The organism is Pseudomonas putida (assembly GCF_002906855.1).
In the GTDB taxonomy this organism is placed as follows: domain Bacteria; phylum Pseudomonadota; class Gammaproteobacteria; order Pseudomonadales; family Pseudomonadaceae; genus Aquipseudomonas; species Aquipseudomonas putida_N.
In genome coordinates this window covers 1,900,058-1,917,274 of the sequence record NZ_MINI01000028.1, presented here as the reverse complement: position 1 = coordinate 1,917,274, position 17,217 = coordinate 1,900,058, and the positions used below count along the sequence as shown (strand labels likewise).

Sequence of the window (17,217 nt, the reverse complement as noted above, 5' to 3'; positions counted from 1 at the left end):
CAACATCAATCCATCAGTCGTTGACGCTCAGCACCCGCCCCGCCCGCTCGGCAGCCTTGCCGCGCGTCGCCAGGCAGTAATACAGCGGCACCGTCACCAGCAAACCGAACAGCCAAGACAAGTCAGCCCCTTCGACAATGTTCGAATACGGCCCCACATACAGCGACGTGTTGGCAAACGGCAACTGCACCAGAATCCCGCAGGCATAGGCAATGATCGCGTGGTGATTGAAGCGGCCATAGATGCCGCCGTCAGCACGGAAGATCGACGCGATGTCGTACTGGCCCTTCTTGATCAGGTAGAAGTCGATCAGGTTGATCGATGCCCACGGCACCAGCACCAGCAACAGCGCCAGGATCAGGCCGATGAACTGGCCGATGAAGCCGGCCGACGCATTCAGCGCCACCATCCCGCAGCCCACCAGGATTACCGAGGCCAGGATCACCCGCACCTTGACGCTCGGTGTCCATTCGGCGATGAAGGTCTGGATCGCGGTGACGATCGACAGCACCGCACCATACAGATTGAGTGCGTTGTGGCTGATGATATTGAGCAGGAACAGTACCATCAGGATCGGGCCCAGCCAGCCGGTGGCCTGCTTGACCGCATCCATCGCGTCGGTGCCGTCCGGCACGCACAGCACCGCGATCGTGCCGAAGCTGAAGCACAGGATGGTGCCCAGCGTGGCGCCGAAATAGGTCGCCCAGAACGGCTTGGCAATGCCCACTTCGCGCGGCAGATAGCGCGAGTAGTCGGAGGTGTACGGCGAGAAGCTGATCTGCCAGATGATGCCCAGCGACACCGTGGCGATGAAGCCCGACAGGTTGAACGCGCCGCGGCTCAGGAAGTCGGCCGGCAGCTCCTGGACGAACATCATGATGAAGCCGGCCAGAAGTGCCGAACCCATCACCCAGGTACCGATGCGGTTGAGGATGTGGATGAAACGGTAGCCGATCACGCCGATGGCCGTCGCACTCAGGGCGCCGATCACGATCGCGCCCGGCATAGGCACGCTCGGGGCGATGCCGTGGATGGTCTTGCCCGCCAGGACGATGTTGGAAATGAAGAAGCCGACATAGATCAGCGCGGTGAAGAACACGATCAGCAAGGCGCCGTAGCGGCCGAACTGGCCACGACTCTGGACCATCTGTGGAATGCCCAGCTGCGGTCCCTGCGCAGAGGCCAGGGCGATGAACACGCCCCCGACAAGATGACCCAGCACGATTGCGATCAGCCCCCACAGCAGGTTCAGGTGGAATACCTGGACCACCATGGCACCGGTGACGATAGGCAGTGGCGCGATGTTGGTACTGAACCAGAGGGTGAACAGGTCGCGCGCCTTCCCATGGCGCTCGGCAGGTGGAACGTAATCGACCGTGTGATTCTCGACAAACTGGTGTTGCGATGACGGTTGGGACATAGGATTCAGCTCGAAAGGTCGTTTTTATCTTTGTAAGGAAACCGCATCTAGGCGGCCTCTCAGCTGCGGACCATATTATGGTATTCCAAACTTTTGACAACACTGCTCCGTAGGAAAAAACGCCCGCTGATCTGCTCGCACACCCCCTGCGACAAACCGCCTCACCGCTCAATCCCACGTTTTACGTGGCCTGTAGCCGTTCATCGTGAAAAACCAGGGCTGAAAATTCCGCTTGCAAAATAGGTATTACGGTATACCATCAGACACATCAACGATAAAAACCGCGGACCACCGCAGCCTTTTAGAGGTACACCAGATGATCGACGCAAGCATCTACAAGAACGTCCTGGGCTCGTTCCCGTCCGGCGTTACCGTCATCACCACCCTGGACGACGACGGCTCGGTCGTCGGCCTGACCGCCAGTGCGTTCTCCTCCCTGTCGATGGACCCGCCGCTGGTGCTGTTCTGCCCCAACTATACCTCCGACTCCTACCCTGTCCTGATCAAGAACAAGCGCTTTGCCATTCACCTGCTCTCCGGTGGGCAGCAGGCCGAAGCCTACGCGTTCGCCAAGAAGGGCAAGGACAAGGCCGCCGGCATCGAGTGGACCCTGAGCGAACTGGGCAACCCGATCCTGGCCGGCGCCACTGCCGTCATCGAATGCGAACTGTGGCGCGAATATGAAGGTGGCGACCACGCCATCATGGTCGGCAAGGTACAAAACCTGATCGTCCCTGAAGACGCACCACGACCGATGGTCTACTGCCGCGGCAAGATGGCCAGCCTGCCGGCCTTTGCCTGAAGCCTATTCTGAATCGAGACACCTGGCGCCTGCGCAGCCTGGCGACAGACACTTTCAAGCGTTGAGGAAAGCCCCATGAAATTTTCGTTGTTCGTGCACATGGAACGTTGGGATGAACAGGTCAGCCACCGCCAGCTGTTCGAAGACCTGACCGAACTGACCCTGATGGCCGAGCACGGCGGTTTCAGCACCGTGTGGATCGGCGAACACCACGCCATGGAATACACCATCTCGCCAAGCCCGATGCCGCTGCTGGCCTACCTGGCCGCGCGCACCGAGAAGATCCGCCTGGGTGCCGGCACCATCATCGCGCCGTTCTGGAACCCGATACGCGTTGCCGGCGAATGCGCCCTGCTCGACGTGATCAGCAATGGCCGCATGGAAGTGGGCCTGGCCCGCGGTGCCTACCAGTTCGAATTCGACCGCATGGCGGGTGGCATGCCGGCCACCGACGGTGGCAAGGCCCTGCGCGAAATGGTCCCGGTGGTGCGCAAGCTGTGGGAAGGCGACTACGCCCATGACGGCGAAGTCTACAAGTTCCCGACCTCCACCAGCGTACCGAAGCCGTTCAACGCCACCCCGCCGATGTGGATCGCCGCCCGCGACCCGGACTCGCACAACTTCGCCGTGGCCAACGGCTGCAATGTCATGGTCACCCCGTTGATGAAGGGCGACGAGGAAGTGCTGGACCTGAAGAACAAGTTCCAGGCCGCCCTCGACAACAACCCGGACGTGCCACGCCCGCAACTGATGGTACTGCGCCACACCCACGTGCACAGCCCGTCGGAGCCGGAAGGCTGGAAAATCGGCGCCCAGGCCATCTCGCGCTTCTACCGTACCTTCGATGCCTGGTTCGGCAACAAGACCACTCCGGTCAACGGCTTCCTCGAGCCGAGCCCCGAGTCGAAATTCGCCGAAGTGCCGGCGTTCCAGCTGGAGAACATCCGCAAGAACACCATGATCGGCACCCCGGAAGAGATCATCGCCCGTATCAAGTACTACCAGGAACTCGGCGTGGACGAGTTCAGCTTCTGGTGCGACAACAGCCTGCCCCACGCCGAGAAGAAGAAATCGCTCGAGCTGTTCATCAAGGAAGTGGTGCCGGCCTTCGCCTGAATTCCCATTGCCTGAGACATTGCGGGACGCGCCCGCTCCCGTGGGCCCCCGAAGCCCGCGTGAGCGGGCTTTTTTTAGCCTGTACCGGCCTCTTCGCGGGTAAACCCGCTCCCACAGGTGTGATGTAAACCTTGAAGGTTGAGCAGTCCCTGTAGGAGCGGGCTTGTCCCGCGAAGAGGCCAGTGCAGACACCCCTGAATTCAAGGGATCAGGCCACCTTTCGTCCCCCCGCAAGAGAAATTTCAAGCCACCTCTTGCACAACAAATATTATGGTATACCATCAGACAACAAGAGCTGATAACCCTCACCAGGAGCCACCCATGAGTTTCGAAATCCGCAAGATCGTCACCTACTCCGAAGAGACCCGCATCGAAGGCGGCAAGGCCACCGACAAGCCGGTGACCATGGTCGGCCTGGCCGTCGTGATCAAGAACCCATGGGCCGGTCGCGGTTTCGTTGAAGATCTCAAGCCGGAAATCCGCGCCAACTGCTCGGAGCTGGGTGCCCTGATGGTCGAGCGCCTGACCGCAGCCATCGGCGGTGCCGACAAGATCGAGGCCTACGGTAAGGCTGCAGTGGTCGGCGCCGATGGCGAAATCGAACACGCCTCGGCAGTGATCCACACCCTGCGCTTCGGCAACCACTACCGCGAAGCGGTACAGGCCAAGAGCTACCTGAGCTTCACCAACAAGCGCGGCGGCCCAGGCACCTCGATCCAGATCCCGATGATGCAGAAGGACGACGAAGGTCTGCGTTCGCACTACATCACCCTGGAAATGCAGATCGAAGACGCCCCGCGCGCCGATGAAATCGTCGTGGTCCTGGGCGCTGCCGACGGCGGCCGCCTGCACCCGCGCATCGGCAACCGCTACATCGACCTGGAAGAACTGGCTGCAGAAAAAGCCAACGCTCAATAACAACAACCAAGACGGGCCGGGGCGTGGCGTGCTTACCCGCCGCGCCCGACCTTCAAGGAGCGCCCTCCATGATTCAGCCTGTCGCTGAACGCACACCTGCCGGCACCAGCTACCTGTCCGTCGGCCAGGGCCAACCCGTGGTACTGATCCACGGCGTGGGCCTGAACAAGGAAATGTGGGGCGGGCAGATCGTTGGCCTGGCCAATGACTACCGCGTCATCACCTACGACATGCTCGGCCACGGCCAGAGCGCCTTGCCGGCTGCCGACACCGGGCTGGAAGGCTACGCCGCCCAGCTCGCCGAGCTGCTCGACCACCTGCAGGTTCAACAAGCCACCGTGATCGGCTTCTCCATGGGTGGCCTGGTCGCCCGTGCATTCGCCCTCAATTACCCGCAGCGTCTGGCGGCGCTGGTGGTACTCAACAGCGTGTTCAACCGCACCCCCGAGCAGAGTGCCGGCGTCATCGCCCGCGCCGCCCAGGCTGCGGAGCTCGGCCCCGACGCCAACGTCGACGCCGCCCTCGACCGCTGGTTCAGCCGTGAATACAAGGCTGCCAACCCGGCGCAGGTCGCCGCCATTCGCCAGGTATTGGCGAACAACGACCCGCAGGGCTACCACACTACCTATTCGCTGTTCGCCACCCAGGACATGTACCGCGCCAGTGACCTGGGCACCATCCAGGTGCCGACGCTGATCGCCACCGGCGAACTCGACTCGGGCTCCACCCCGGCCATGACCCGCCAGCTCGCTGCCAGCATTCCTGGTGCGCAAAGCGTGGTCCTCGCCGAGCAACGGCATATGATGCCCGTGGAAGCCCCGCGTGAAGTCAACAAGATGCTGCTGGACTTCCTCGCCCAAGCCCGCACCCTCACCGAATCCGCCAAGGGGATTGTTGCATGACCCTCGTTCGTTTCCAGATGTGCATCGACGGCCAGTGGCTCGATGCCCAGAGCGGCAAGACCTTCGACAGCCTCAACCCGGCCACCGCCCAGGCCTGGGCGCAGCTGCCCGACGCCGACGAAGCCGATGTCGAGCTGGCCGTACAGGCCGCCCAGCGTGCCTTCGACAGCAAGGCATGGCGCAGCATCACCGCCACCGCACGCGGCAAGCTGCTGCGTCGTCTGGGTGACCTGATCGCCGAGAACAAGGAACACCTGGCCCAGCTGGAAAGCCGTGACAACGGCAAGCTGATCCGCGAAACCCGCGGCCAGGTAGGCTACCTGCCGGAGTTCTTCCACTACACCGCGGGCCTGGCCGACAAGCTCGAAGGCGGCACCCTGCCCCTCGACAAGCCAGACCTGTTCGCCTACACCGTGCACGAGCCGATCGGCGTGGTCGCCGCGATCATCCCGTGGAACAGCCCGCTGTACCTGACCGCGATCAAGCTGGCCCCGGCCCTGGCTGCCGGCAACACCATCGTGATCAAGCCCTCCGAGCACGCCTCGGCAACCATCCTCGAGCTGGCCCGCCTGGCCCTGGAAGCCGGCTTCCCGGCGGGCGTGGTCAACGTGGTTACCGGCTACGGCCCAAGCACCGGCGCGGCGCTGACCCGCCACCCGCTGGTGCGCAAGATCGCCTTCACCGGCGGCGCCGCTACTGCCCGCCACGTGGTGCGCAGCAGTGCCGAGAACTTCGCCAAGCTGTCGCTGGAGCTGGGCGGCAAGTCGCCGAACATCATCTTCGCCGACGCCGATCTGGACAGCGCCATCAACGGCGCCGTGGCCGGCATCTATGCCGCCTCCGGGCAGAGCTGCGTGGCCGGCTCGCGCCTGCTGGTGCAGGACGAGATCTTCGACGAATTCGTCCAGCGCCTGATCGCCCGTGCCAAGCGCATCCGCATCGGCAACCCGCAGGACGACGCCAGCGAAATGGGCCCGATGGCCACCGCACAGCAGCTTGCCGTGGTCGAAGGCCTGGTCGCTGCGGCCAAGGCCGAAGGCGCCAAGCTGCACATGGGCGGCAAGCGTGCCGAGGTCGAGGGTGACGGCTGGTTCTACGAGCCGACCCTGTTCGAGTGCGACAGCAACTCGATGACCATCATGCAGGAAGAGGTGTTCGGCCCGGTCGCCGCAGTGATCCGCTTCAAGACCGAGGAAGAGGCCCTGGCCATCGCCAACGACTCGCAGTTCGGCCTTGCCGCCGGCATCTGGACCCGCGACCTGGGCCGTGCCCATCGCCTGGCCCGCGACGTGCGTTCGGGGATCATCTGGGTCAACACCTACCGCGCAGTGTCGGCCATGGCACCGATCGGCGGCTTCAAGAACAGCGGCTACGGCCGCGAGAGCGGCATCGATTCGGTGCTGGCCTATACCGAGCTGAAGACCGTGTGGATCAACCTGTCCACCGCGCCGATGCCCGACCCGTTTGTGATGCGCTAAGAGGTAGCACGAGATGATCGAACCTGGCATCTACAAAGACGTGATGGGCTCGTTCCCGTCCGGCGTCACCGTGGTCACCACCCTGGACGCCGACGGCGGCATCGTCGGCATCACCGCCAGCGCGTTCAGCGCGCTGTCGATCGAGCCGGCGCTGGTGCTGTTCTGCCCCAACTACGCATCGGACACCTACCCGATCCTGCGTGACAGCAAGCAGTTCGCCATTCACCTGCTGTCCGCCGACCAGACCGCCGAGGCCTATGCCTTCGCCGGCAAGGGCAAGGACAAGGCCAAGGGCGTCGAGTGGCAGCTCAGCGAGCTGGGCAACCCGCTGCTGACCAAGGCCACGGCGATCATCGAGTGTGAACTGTGGCGCGAATACGACGGCGGTGACCACGCGATCATCGTCGGCGCGGTGAAGAACCTGGTGCTGCCGGCCGAGCCGGTGACGCCGATGGTCTACCACAAAGGCAAGCTGGGTGCCCTGCCACCCCTGGGCTGACTTTGAAGTCGGTGTTGGCTTGCCCCGCGAAGAAGCCACCACCGATGTCCCTGTTTTCCAGGGGCCGCGCTAATCGTCTCACCCTCGGTTGCGGCCCCTGTTTTATTCCGGAGTACTGCGCATGAGCAACGAAAAGTACGAGAAAGGCCTGCAGATCCGCACCCAGGTACTGGGCGAGGATTACGTCAACCGCTCGATCCAGAACGCCGACGCATTCACCCAGCCGCTGCAGGAGCTGGTCACCGAGTACTGCTGGGGCCACGTCTGGGGCCGCGAAGGCCTCTCGCTGAAAGAGCGCAGCATGATAAACTTGGCCATGATTTCCGCGCTCAACCGGCCCCACGAGCTCAAGCTGCACATTCGCGGCGCATTGCGTAATGGCCTGAGCCGTGAACAGATTCGCGAGATCCTGCTCCAGGTCGGCATTTATTGCGGCGTGCCCGCGGCGGTGGACAGCTTCCGCCTGGCCCGCGAGGCGTTCGCCGAAGCCGATGCGGAGTCAACCCGTTAACAACGGGCTGTTCGAACCACTGCAAGGAGTGCCTCGGTTCAGGGGGCTCCGTGATGTTGGCGCAACAGCCTCATAAAGAGCGCACCTGATGAAACGCCAGCCACTCGACGACAGCTTCAAGGTCAACCGCAACCCCGTTACCCTGCGCGAAATCGTGCTCGACAAGCTGCGCGGCGCGATCATGAACTTCCACCTGCTGCCCGGCGACCGCCTGGTCGAGCGCGACCTCTGCGACCGCCTCGGCGTCAGCCGCACCTCGGTGCGTGAGGCCCTGCGCCACCTGGAGTCCGAAGGCCTGGTGGAGTTCGCCGACGCCAAGGGCCCACGCGTGGCCATCATCACCCTGGAAGACGCCCGCGACATCTACGAGCTGCGTTGCGTGCTCGAAGGCCTGATCGTGCAGCTGTTCACCCTCAATGCCAAGGCCAAGGACATCCGTGCCCTGGAGCGCGCGCTCGAGGTCAACCGCGAAGCCCTCGAAGAGGGCGAACTGCAGCAGGTGCTGGACTCGGTGCAGGGCTTCTACGACGTGCTCCTGGAAGGCTCCGGCAACCAGGTCGCCGCCCAGCAGCTGCGCCAGCTGCAGGCACGCATCAGCTACCTGCGCGCCACCTCGGTGTCGCAGGAAAACCGCCGCGGCGCCAGCAACCGTGAAATGGAAAAGATCGTCGAGGCGATCAAGGGCGGCGACCCACTGGTTGCCCATCAGGCCTCGGTCGACCACGTCCGCGCCGCTGCCAAAGTTGCCCTGGACTACCTGCGCCAGAAGCAGGACGACAACACCAAGGTACGCGACATGGTCGAACCCTTGGCCCTGAAGGATCCACGTATATAAGACCTGTATAGGCCGCTGACATGCCCAACGCCCCGCGCTACTGCCCGCATTGCACCACGGAACTGGCCCGGGGCGTTCCCGCAGGCGACACCCACGAACGCCTGCACTGTACTGGCTGCGGCTATATCCACTACATCAACCCGAAGATCATCGCGGGTTGCATCATCGAGCGTGACGGCAAGTATCTATTGTGCCAGCGCGCCATCCCGCCACGCCCCGGCACCTGGACCTTGCCGGCCGGGTTCATGGAAGCCGGCGAGACCACCGAGCAGGCGGCCCTGCGCGAGGTCTGGGAAGAAAGCGGCGTACGCGCCGACATCGTCTCGCCCTACTCGATCTTCAGCGTGCCGAAAATCAGCGAGGTGTACATCATCTTCCGCGCCATCGCCACCGAAGAGACCGGGCAGTACGGGCCGGAAACGTTGGCGTACAAGTTCTTCGAACCTGACGAGATCCCCTGGGACGAGATCTATTACCCGGCAATCCGGCAGATTCTCGAGCGCTACATCCTCGAACGGCAGGCCGGGGTCTATGGCATCTACATGGGCAATGACGACACCGGCAAGGTGCATTTCATGCGCTGAGGCACCGTCGGCGCCGCAAGCCACTCGCCAACCGTCTATTCTCGGTGCAATCTAGAGATCTCAAACAAACGGACCAGCACTGCACATGGCAAACTGGCTAGACGGCGGCGGGCTGATGGCCGAGCGCATTCGCAACCACGACTGGGCTGCCACCCCCCTGGGGCCGCTCGGCCAATGGCCTGAAACACTCAGGACCAGCGTTGCCCTGTGCCTTGACTCGCGCTTTCCCCAGGCCGTGCTCTGGGGCCCAGAGCTGATCACCCTGCACAACGACGCCTTCGCCCGGATCCTCGGCGACAAACCGCTGGCCCTGGGCAGCCCCTTCAGTGTGGTATGGCAAGAAGCCTGGCACGAGATCGGTGGCATGGCCGCGCGGGCACTCGCTGGCGAGGCGGTGTTCATCGAGGACTTCCCCCTGCTGATCGACCGCTGCGGCAGCCCGGAAAAGGCCTATTTCACCTTCTGCTACAGCCCCATCCGCGGTGAGGATGGCCGTGTGCTGGGGATGCTCGACACGGTCACCGAAACCACCGCCAGCGTGGTCACCAACCAGCGCCTGAATTTTCTCGACAACCTGGGCGGCGCCGTGGCCAATGCCACCGACCCGGACCACATCATGGCGATCACCACGCGCATGCTCGTGGAGCACCTGGAACTGTCGAGTTGCGCCTATGCGGTGATGGAAGCGGACGAAGACGGCTTCACCATCTGCGGCGATTGGGTCGCACCGGGCTCGCCGCGCCTGCTCGGGCAATACCGCCTGGCCGATTTCGGCTGCCTGGCCGTCAGCCGCCTGCGCGCCGGCCTGCCCTTCGTGATCAACGACAACCTCAGGGAACTGGCCGCCGAAGAGGCGGCCACCTTCCAGGCCATCGGCATCACCGCCACCGTCTGCATGCCGCTGATCAAGAATGGGCGGCTGACAGCGCTGATGGCCATCCATGACCGCCAGCCACGGACCTGGACGCTCTACGAGCAGGCACTGATCAGCGAAGTCACCGAACGCTCCTGGGCGCATATTCAGCGCATCCAGGCCCACGCCGAAGTGCGCGAGGCAATGGCCGCCCTGGAAGCGCTCAACGCCACCCTGGAACACCGGGTCGAAGAGCGTACCGCGCAGCTGCTGCACACCGAGGCGGTGCTGCACCAGACGCAAAAGCTCGAAGCCATCGGCCAGCTGACCGGCGGCGTGGCCCACGACTTCAACAACCTGCTGACCATCATCCGCTCGTCGCTGCACTTCCTGCAGCGCCCCAACCTCGACGAACAGCGCCGCGAACGTTACCTCAAGACCATGTCCGACACCGTCGACCGCGGCGCCAAGCTGACCGGCCAGCTGCTCGCCTTCGCCCGTCGCCAGGCGCTGAGCCCGCAAGTGTTCGAGGCCGGGTCACGGCTGGAGGCGATGGCCGACATGCTCGACACGGCCACCGGCGCACGCATCCACGTCGAGCTGCAACTGCCGGCATCGCCCTGCCATATCCGCGCCGACCTCAGCCAGCTGGAAACCGCAGTGATCAACCTGATGCTCAACGGCCGCGACGCCATGGCCGGTGAAGGCACCCTGCGCCTGTGCCTGCAGGCCGATCAGCACATGCCCGGCCACGACGGGCTGTTCGCGGCCATTTCGGTGAGTGACAGTGGCGTCGGCATCGCCCCCGAGTTGCTGGAGCGCATCTTCGATCCGTTCTTCACCACAAAGGCGCCGGGTGAAGGCACCGGGCTGGGCTTGTCCCAGGTATTTGGCTTTGCCAAGCAGTCCGATGGCGACGTCAAGGTCGATAGCGTCCAGGGCCAGGGCACCCGTTTCACCTTGTACCTGCCACAAGAGCCGACACCGGCCAGCGGCGCACCTGTCAGCGACCCGCACAACGGGCCTCAACCCAGGGGCGAGCGGCGGCGCATCCTGGTGGTCGAGGACAATCCCGATGTGGGCAGCTTTACCGCGCAAATCCTTGAAGACCACGGCTACCAGATCCGTTGGGCCAGCTCGGCCGAAGATGCCCTGGTGCAGCTTGCCAACTCGCCCGAAGGCTTCGATGCCGTGTTTTCCGATGTGGTCATGCCAGGCATGGGCGGCTTGGCACTGGCCAGGCAGTTGCGCCGCCAGCGACCGCAATTGCCGGTAATCCTCACCTCTGGCTACAGCGAAGCGATTGCCGAAGGCGGGCACCAAGGGTTTGCCTTCCTGGCCAAACCCTACTCGGCCGAACAGGTGTGTCAGCTGCTTGGCAAAGTGCTAGGCGTGTAAAGCCACAACCGCCACATCTGCGTCGAAGGTAAGCGCTGAAGTCAGTGAATCTGCCCGGCGATCAAACCCAGGGCTACGCTGATCATCGCCACCCCCGACACCCGTCCGACCAGCTTTGCCGCCCCAGGCCGGGTGCTCAGCACAGCCTTGGCGCCGAAGCCGACCAGCGAATAGATCACCAGCGAGCTGCACAGGTGCACCAGGCCCAGCAACAAGATCTGCAACGGCACCGGCCAGCTCGACTGTGGGTCAGTGAATTGCGGCAGCAAGGCCAGGAACAGCAGGAATACCTTGGGGTTCAGCCCACTCACGCAAAAGCCTTTCAATGCCCAGCGCGAGCCTGACTCCCCGGCCCCGCCCTGCCCGGCCGAAGGCAACGACGGGCTCAGCACCAGGTTACCGCCGCGCCCACCCCATGCAGCCCGAACACATCGAGGCTGTCGTCATACCCCAACGCCTGCTTGAGCCGGGTCACGGCAAAGAAGCAGATCGCCCCGGTCAGCAGCCCAATGACCACAGCACCCAACGGCCCGACAAACGCACAGGCCGGGGTGATCCCCACCAATCCGGCCAAAGCCCCTGAGGCGGCACCCAACGCGGTGGGCCGACCATGCATGAGCTTCTCGGTCAGCAACCAGCCGACAATCCCGGCACACGCCGCCACCATGGTCGCCAGCATCACCACCCCAGCCCCTTCGTTGGCCGCAAGCCCGGAGCCGACGTTGAAGCCGAACCAGCCAACCCACAGCAGCCCCGCGCCTACCAGGGTGAAGCCGAGGTTATGCGGCGGCATGGCCGTCTGCGGGTAGCCCTTGCGCTTGCCCAGCATCAACGCCGCCGCCAGCGCTGCCACACCGGAGTTGATATGCACGGCGGTGCCACCGGCAAAGTCCAGCACACCCCAGTTGACCATCAGCGCCCCCGGCCCGCCCCACACCATATGGGCGATCGGCGCGTACACCAGGACGAACCAGGCCGCCATGAACAGCAACGAGGCGCTGAACTTCATGCGCTCGGCAAAACCACCGGCAATCAGAGCCGGGGTGATGATGGCGAAGGTCAGCTGAAACGTCGCGAACACCCCTTCCGGGATGCTGCCCACCAGGCTGTCGTGGCCGATGTTCAGCATCAGCGCCTTGTCCAGCCCGCCGATGAAGCTGTTGAAGGTCAGCTGCCCTTCGACCATGCCGGTGGTGTCCACCACCAGGCTGTAGCCGAACAGCACCCAGAGGATGCCGATCACCCCGGCCACGGCAAACAGCTGGGTGAATACCGAAAGGAAGTTCTTCGCCCGCACCATGCCGCCATAGAACAGCGCCAGGCCCGGGATGCACATCATCAGCACGAACATCGCGGCGCAGATCATCCAGGCGGTGTTGCCGGTGTCCAGGGTCGGTTCGGCGGCTTGGGCCAACGGCGTCAACGCAAACAGCACGACAGCCAGGGCAAGCTTCATGGGGTCACTCCTGTGCGAATGGGGATGCATTCGGGGCCGCAAAGCGGCCCCAGATGTTGGATCAGTACTGGGCCTGGCCCGGTACCCAGGCGGTGCCGGCCAGTGGCACCCTGGCCATGGCGGCGGCCTCGACAGTGAGCGCTACCAGGTCCTCGGGGTCGAGGTTGTGCAGGTGCGACTTGCCGCAGGCACGGGCCATGGTCTGCGCTTCCAGCACCAGCACCCGCAGGTAGTTGGCCAGGCGCCGGCCGGCCTCTTCCGGGTTCAGGCGCTTGGCCAGTTCCGGGTCCTGGGTGGTGATGCCGGCCGGGTCGCGGCCGTTCTGCCAGTCGTCGTAGAAGCCGGCAGACGAGCCGATCTTCTTCAGCTCGCCGTCCAGCCGCGGGTGGTTGTCGCCCAGGGCGATCAGCGCCGCCGTGCCGATGGCCACTGCGTCGGCGCCCAGGGCCATGGCCTTGGCCACGTCGGCACCGTTGCGGATGCCACCGGAGACGATCAGTTGCACCTTGCGGTGCATGCCCATCTCCTGCAGCGCCTGTACCGCCTGTGGAATGGCCGGCAGGATCGGGATACCGACATGCTCGATGAACACTTCCTGGGTGGCTGCGGTGCCGCCCTGCATGCCGTCGAGCACGATCACGTCGGCACCGGCCTTCACCGCCAGCTTGACGTCGTAGTACGGGCGGCTGGCGCCGATCTTCACGTAGATCGGCTTTTCCCAGTCAGTGATCTCGCGGATCTCGGCAATCTTGATCGCCAGGTCGTCCGGGCCGGTCCAGTCCGGGTGGCGGCAGGCGCTGCGCTGGTCGACGCCGATCGGCAAGGTGCGCATGCCGGCGACGCGCTCGGTGACCTTCATGCCCAGCAGCATGCCGCCACCGCCGGGCTTGGCGCCCTGGCCAAGGACGATCTCGATGGCGTCGGCCTTGCGCAGGTCATCGGGGTTCATGCCGTAGCGCGACGGCAGGTACTGGTACACCAGGTGCTGCGACTGGCCGCGCTCTTCCGGGGTCATGCCGCCGTCACCCGTGGTGGTGCTGGTGCCGGCAATGGTCGCGCCACGGCCCAGGGCCTCCTTGGCGTTGGCCGACAGCGCGCCGAAGCTCATGCCGGCAATGGTCACCGGGATCTTCAGGTGGATCGGCTTCTTCGCGAAGCGGTTGCCCAGCACCACGTCGGTACCGCACTTTTCGCGGTAGCCTTCCAGCGGGTAGCGCGAAACGCTGGCGCCCAGCAGCAACAAGTCGTCGAAGTGTGGCACGCGGCGCTTGGTGCCGCCGCCGCGGATGTCATAGATGCCGGTTTCGGCAGCACGCTGGATTTCCTGGATGGTCAGGCGATCGAAGGTGGCCGATTCACGCAGTACCGGGGGGAATTGCTCGCTCATGGGAATGCTCCTGGATCAGTACGCGCTGGCGTTGTCGACTTTGAAGTTGTACAGCTGGCGGGCCGAGCCGTAGCGCTTGAAATCGGCGGCCTTGTGCTCCAGCCCCGCCTTGTTCAGCAAGTCCTGCAGCTCTTGCAGGTGCTCGGCGCGCATCTCTTTCTCGATGCAGTCCGAACCCAGCGACTGCACCGTACCCTTGACGTAGATGCGCACCTCGTACAGCGAATCGCCCAAGGCATCACCGGCATCGCCACACACCACCAGGCGCCCGGCCTGGCCCATGAAGCAGCTCATGTGGCCGATGCTGCCGCCAACCACGATGTCCACGCCCTTCATCGAGATGCCGCAACGCGCTCCAGCATCACCCTCGATCACCAGCAACCCACCATGGGCGGTGGCGCCAGCGGCCTGGGAGGCGCTGCCCTTGACCCGCACCGAGCCGGACATCATGTTCTCGGCCACGCCCACACCGACGTTGCCGTGCACGGTGACGCTGGCCTGCTGGTTCATCCCTGCGCAGTAGTAGCCGGCATGGCCTTCAATATCCACCGACACGGCCGCGTTGATGCCTACGGCCAGGTTGTGCTTGCCGTCGGGGTGGGTCACCCGCCATTCGAGGTCCGGCACGTCATCGTGCAGGGACTGGTTGAGTACGCGCACCGAGGCGCTGGAAAGGTCGATCGTCTTCATGAATGTCTCCAGTGATTCGGTGGGGGTCAGGCGCTTTCGCGTTCCCAGACGTACAAGGTGGCCGGCGCCGGCTCCCAGACCTTGGCCTTGTCGATGCCCGGCAGGCTGGCCAGGGCCTGGTATTCGGAGGCCATGGCCACGTAGTCGTCGGTCTCGGCAAGCACGGCCGGCTTGCAAGCAATCGGGTCGCGGATCACGGCAAAGCCGTTGCGGGTGCCGATGGCGAAGGTGAAGAAACCGTCCAGGTCTTGCAGCGCGCCATCCAGGGCCTGGGCCAGGGTGTCGCCCTGCTGCAGGCGCCAGGTCAGGTAGCCGGCCGCCACCTCGGTGTCGTTGTCGGTCTCGAAGCTGATGCCTTCGCGCTTGAGTACCTGGCGCAGGCGGAAGTGGTTGGACAGCGAGCCGTTGTGCACCAGGCACAGGTCGGCACCGGTGGAAAACGGGTGGCTGCCTTCCATGGTCACGGCGCTTTCGGTGGCCATGCGGGTATGGCCAATGATGTGGCTGCCCTTCATGCCGGCCAGGCCGAAGCGGCTGGAGATTTCCGCCGGAAGGCCCATGCCCTTGAGGATCTCGATGCTCTGCCCGGCGCTCATGATGCGCACCTCAGGGGCCAGTTCGCTCAGGGCTTGGCGGGCTGCCGTCTCGCTGGTGTGCGCCTTGAGTACCGCCGCGCTGGCGTTCTGGAACCAGTCCAGCGAGCAGCCCAGGCACCCTTCCAGCTGGCCCATCAGGGCCGCCCAGGGGTAGTTGATGTCCGTCGCCTGCAGGGTCAGCTTGACCCAGCCATCGGCCACTTCGTCACCGTAGATGGCGAAGCCGGCGCTGTCCGGGCCACGGTCGGTCATGGCTTCGAGCATGGGTTCGAAGAGCTTGCCGAGCTGGGCTTCCAGCTCTGGCTTTTTCAGGTACAGACCTACGATTCCACACATGGTGATACTCCTTCTAGGCAGTGGGTAGCCGCTGCTATTGCCGCCACCCAGGGATAGGGTTGGCGGTCAGAAGAATTCGGTGTAACGCTGGATTTCCCAGTCGGAGACATGGCGGCAGTACTCCACCCATTCCATGCGCTTGAGCTTGATGAACTCGTCGACGATCTCGGCACCGAGCACCTCGCGAAACAGCGGGTCGGCCTCCAGCGCATCGGCGGCTTCCTTGAGCGACTGCGGCAAGGTCTTGATGCCGCGTGCGGCGATCGCTTCCAGGCTCAGGTTGTAGAGGTTCTCGTTGCACATCTCGCCCGGCTCGAGCTGGCGGTCGATGCCATCGAGGCCGGCGGCGATGATCGCGGCGGTGACGAGGTACGGGTTGCAGCCGGCGTCCGGCAGGCGGAACTCCAGGCGGCCATAGGGGATGCGCACCATGGCCGAACGGTTGTTGGCGCCATAGGCGACGAAGGCCGGCGCCCAGGTGGCGCCGGACAGCGAGCGGCCGACCACCAGGCGCTTGTAGGAGTTGACCGTGGGTGCGGCGAAGGCACACAGCGCTGGGCCGTGGGCCAGCAAGCCGGCGGCGAAGTGGTAGGCCAGTTTCGACAGGCCCATGCCGCTGCTGTCGGAGGGGTCGTGGAACAGGTTCTTGTTGCTGCTGCTGGCCAGCGACAGGTGGAAGTGCATGCCGTTGCCGGCACGCTTGGGGTCGGGCTTGGGCATGAACGAGCAGATCATGCCCAAGTCGTTGGCGATCTCGCCGGCGGCCATGCGGAAGAAGGTGAAACGGTCAGCCGACTCCATGGCGTCGCTATAGGTGTAGTTGATCTCGAACTGGCCGTTGGCGTCTTCGTGGTCGATCTGGTAGATGTCGAAGCCGACCGGCTGCAGGGCCTCGGTGAGGCGTTCGAGGAACAGCCGCGAGCGCGACAGGCCCTTGTAGTCGTAGCATGGCTTGTCGAGGTTGTCGGAGGCGTCCACCAGCTGCAGCTTGCCGCTTTCGTCACGGCGGAACAGGCTGAACTCGGGCTCAAGGCCGGTGTTCAGGGTCCAGCCCTTGTCGGCCAGGCGCTGCACCTGCTGCTGCAAGACGTAACGGCTGTCGTAGGGCCAGGGCTGGCCGTTGACATGACCTACGCACACCACCCGCCCATAGCCCGGCTGCCAAGGCACCGGGATCAGCGTGGAGAGGTCGCCACGGGCCATGAAATCCGGGCCATGGGGCTCCATGCCCATGCCGCAGATGGCGAACCCGGCAAAGCCGGCGCCCTCCTCAGCCACCATCTTGAGGCCCGATACCGGCACCGACTTGGTCTTCGCCGAACCGTGGATATCGACGAACTGCGCCAACACGTACTTGATACCGTACTGGTCGAGGGTGCGCTGGGTTTCTGCTGGCAACATGGGTTGATCACTCCTGGGTGAGGGGCACTAATTCC

General features: G+C 64.3%; 15 protein-coding genes and 2 pseudogenes. 10 read left to right on the top strand and 7 right to left on the bottom strand.

What is annotated here, in order from left to right; translation table 11 throughout:
• Window positions 1–13: 13 nt before the first annotated feature.
• Window positions 14–1,420 (bottom strand): purine-cytosine permease family protein, encoded by a 1,407-nt coding sequence (locus tag BGP85_RS09325; protein ID WP_103446890.1) that lies wholly within the window; start codon window positions 1,418–1,420, stop codon window positions 14–16.
• A gap of 316 nt (window positions 1,421–1,736) precedes the next feature.
• Between BGP85_RS09325 and BGP85_RS09320 the strand changes: the two genes are divergently transcribed.
• The 10 genes from BGP85_RS09320 (at window position 1,737) to BGP85_RS09275 (ending at window position 11,316) form a co-directional block, all read left to right on the top strand.
• A complete protein-coding gene (locus BGP85_RS09320; protein WP_103446889.1) occupies window positions 1,737–2,222 on the top strand; it encodes a flavin reductase family protein in 486 nt (161 codons plus the stop codon).
• A 75-nt stretch (window positions 2,223–2,297) separates the two neighbouring features.
• Entirely contained in the window at window positions 2,298–3,338 is a 1,041-nt protein-coding gene (locus BGP85_RS09315; RefSeq protein ID WP_027918587.1) for an LLM class flavin-dependent oxidoreductase, read from the top strand.
• A gap of 321 nt (window positions 3,339–3,659) precedes the next feature.
• On the top strand, window positions 3,660–4,256 hold the full coding sequence (locus BGP85_RS09310) for an amino acid synthesis family protein (protein ID WP_003256068.1): 597 nt from the start codon (window positions 3,660–3,662) through the stop codon (window positions 4,254–4,256).
• Window positions 4,257–4,324: 68 nt separating this feature from the next.
• On the top strand, window positions 4,325–5,158 hold the full coding sequence (locus tag BGP85_RS09305; RefSeq protein WP_103446888.1) for an alpha/beta fold hydrolase: 834 nt from the start codon (window positions 4,325–4,327) through the stop codon (window positions 5,156–5,158).
• Entirely contained in the window at window positions 5,155–6,636 is a 1,482-nt protein-coding gene (locus tag BGP85_RS09300) for an aldehyde dehydrogenase (RefSeq protein WP_103446887.1), read from the top strand. Before BGP85_RS09305 ends, BGP85_RS09300 begins: the two co-directional genes overlap by 4 nt.
• A 13-nt stretch (window positions 6,637–6,649) precedes the next feature.
• Window positions 6,650–7,135, top strand: a complete 486-nt coding sequence (locus tag BGP85_RS09295) for a flavin reductase family protein (protein ID WP_060513325.1) — start codon at window positions 6,650–6,652, stop codon at window positions 7,133–7,135.
• A gap of 121 nt (window positions 7,136–7,256) precedes the next feature.
• Window positions 7,257–7,646 (top strand): carboxymuconolactone decarboxylase family protein, encoded by a 390-nt coding sequence (locus tag BGP85_RS09290; RefSeq protein ID WP_023535056.1) that lies wholly within the window; start codon window positions 7,257–7,259, stop codon window positions 7,644–7,646.
• An 88-nt stretch (window positions 7,647–7,734) separates the two neighbouring features.
• Window positions 7,735–8,481 carry a GntR family transcriptional regulator gene (locus BGP85_RS09285; RefSeq protein WP_027918582.1) on the top strand — a complete coding sequence of 249 codons (747 nt, stop codon included), beginning with the start codon at window positions 7,735–7,737 and terminating at the stop codon, window positions 8,479–8,481.
• A 20-nt stretch (window positions 8,482–8,501) separates the two neighbouring features.
• Entirely contained in the window at window positions 8,502–9,065 is a 564-nt protein-coding gene (locus tag BGP85_RS09280) for an NUDIX hydrolase (RefSeq protein ID WP_103446886.1), read from the top strand.
• A gap of 85 nt (window positions 9,066–9,150) precedes the next feature.
• Complete coding sequence (locus BGP85_RS09275) at window positions 9,151–11,316, top strand: GAF domain-containing hybrid sensor histidine kinase/response regulator (RefSeq protein WP_103446885.1); 2,166 nt, start codon at window positions 9,151–9,153, stop codon at window positions 11,314–11,316.
• Window positions 11,317–11,357: 41 nt separating this feature from the next.
• On the opposite strand, the pseudogene BGP85_RS09270 reads toward BGP85_RS09275, so the two are convergent.
• The 6 genes and pseudogenes from BGP85_RS09270 to glnT form a co-directional block, all read right to left on the bottom strand.
• A pseudogene (locus tag BGP85_RS09270) lies at window positions 11,358–11,720 on the bottom strand (LysE family translocator); the annotation flags it as partial.
• Window positions 11,714–12,772: pseudogene (locus tag BGP85_RS09265) on the bottom strand (ammonium transporter); the annotation flags it as partial. The pseudogenes BGP85_RS09265 and BGP85_RS09270, both read right to left, overlap by 7 nt.
• 61 nt (window positions 12,773–12,833) lie before the next feature.
• Complete coding sequence (locus BGP85_RS09260) at window positions 12,834–14,159, bottom strand: FMN-binding glutamate synthase family protein (RefSeq protein ID WP_103446883.1); 1,326 nt, start codon at window positions 14,157–14,159, stop codon at window positions 12,834–12,836.
• A gap of 15 nt (window positions 14,160–14,174) precedes the next feature.
• Window positions 14,175–14,849: a GltB/FmdC/FwdC-like GXGXG domain-containing protein gene (locus tag BGP85_RS09255; RefSeq protein ID WP_103446882.1), complete on the bottom strand. Its 675-nt coding sequence runs from the start codon at window positions 14,847–14,849 to the stop codon at window positions 14,175–14,177.
• A 26-nt stretch (window positions 14,850–14,875) separates the two neighbouring features.
• Window positions 14,876–15,781, bottom strand: coding sequence for a class II glutamine amidotransferase (locus BGP85_RS09250; protein ID WP_103446881.1), 906 nt, complete (start codon window positions 15,779–15,781; stop codon window positions 14,876–14,878).
• A 66-nt stretch (window positions 15,782–15,847) separates the two neighbouring features.
• Window positions 15,848–17,182 (bottom strand): type III glutamate--ammonia ligase, encoded by a 1,335-nt coding sequence (gene glnT, locus BGP85_RS09245; RefSeq protein WP_103446880.1) that lies wholly within the window; start codon window positions 17,180–17,182, stop codon window positions 15,848–15,850.
• Window positions 17,183–17,217 lie beyond the last annotated feature (35 nt).